Genomic DNA, 1130 nt, shown 5'->3' with positions numbered 1-1130 from the left:
GCAAGCTGGAGCTTGAACGTGGACCCCTTGACTCACGCATTGCTCGGCGCGACCGCCGCACAGCTTGCCCTGGGCCCGCGCCTTGGCCGCCAGGCGTGGCTGCTCGGCGCCGTCGGTGGCGTGCTGCCAGACGCCGACATCCTGATCCGGAGTTCGACGGATCCCTTGTTGGCGATCCAGTACCATCGCCACTTCACGCACGCGCTGGCGTTCATCCCGGTGGGCGGTATCGTTGCGGCCTTGCCGTGGTTGGTGCGGCCGCGGCATCACCCGAACTGGCGGCCGATTGTGGCGGCCACGACCATCGGTTATGCAACCCATGCCGTACTCGATGCCTGCACCAACTATGGGACGCACCTGCTGTGGCCCTTTTCGACGCTGCGCGTCGCCTGGCACTGGGTCACGACCATCGGCCCCCTGCTGACTCTGATGCTGCTGATCGGATTGGTCTTCGCCGTCCGTCGTGGCTCACGATTCCCGGCAGCTGTGGCGCTGGCTCTCAGCGTTGCCTACGTCGGGACGGCTGCCTGGCAACGCGAACGCGCGCTCGACCTGCAGGTTCGGATCGCCGCCGCCCGTGGCCATCCGCTCGATCGCGCCGAGATGTTTCCGACCGTCGGCAATCCGCTGCTCTGGCGATCGGTCTACCAATCGGGCAACACGCTGTACACCGACCGTTTGCGCGTCGTCGGCAGCGATGGTACTCGCTGGAAGGAGGGCAGTACGGTCGAGTTGCTGCTGGAGAAGGATCTGCCGCTGGAGGCCAGGGCCGACGAGCGCGTCCGCCGTGACTTCATGCGCTTCAGCTATTTCTCCGCCGGTTGGACTGCGCGTGCCAGCGCCGACCCCAGCGTCATCGGCGACGCCCGCTACTCGCTGCGTACCGACGGCTTCGAACCGATCTGGGGCGTTCGCTTCCACCCCGGCACGGCACGGCCAACCGAGTGGGTCGATCGGACGATCAAGAACCGCGTGCCAGTCAGCGAGTTGTGGCGCGAGCTAAAGGGTACGGCAGCTGGATTCTCTGCCAAGGCTTGCTTTTGGAAATTCCAGCGCGCTTGAAGATAGCGACGTTCGTGCGATGAATGATCGCATCCAGGGACACACCGGTTTTGATATTTCCTATCACG

General features: G+C 65.0%; 1 protein-coding gene. It reads left to right on the top strand.

Annotated elements, in window-relative coordinates; genetic code table 11:
• Positions 1–1062, top strand: a 1062-nt coding sequence (locus tag PROAA_RS04850) for a metal-dependent hydrolase (protein ID WP_222102106.1), incomplete at its 5' end; no start/stop codon positions are given.
• Positions 1063–1130 lie beyond the last annotated feature (68 nt).

The sequence above is a fragment of the Candidatus Propionivibrio aalborgensis genome (genome assembly GCF_900089945.1).
In the GTDB taxonomy this organism is placed as follows: domain Bacteria; phylum Pseudomonadota; class Gammaproteobacteria; order Burkholderiales; family Rhodocyclaceae; genus Propionivibrio; species Propionivibrio aalborgensis.
This window is presented reverse-complemented; position numbering and strand designations above follow the sequence as displayed.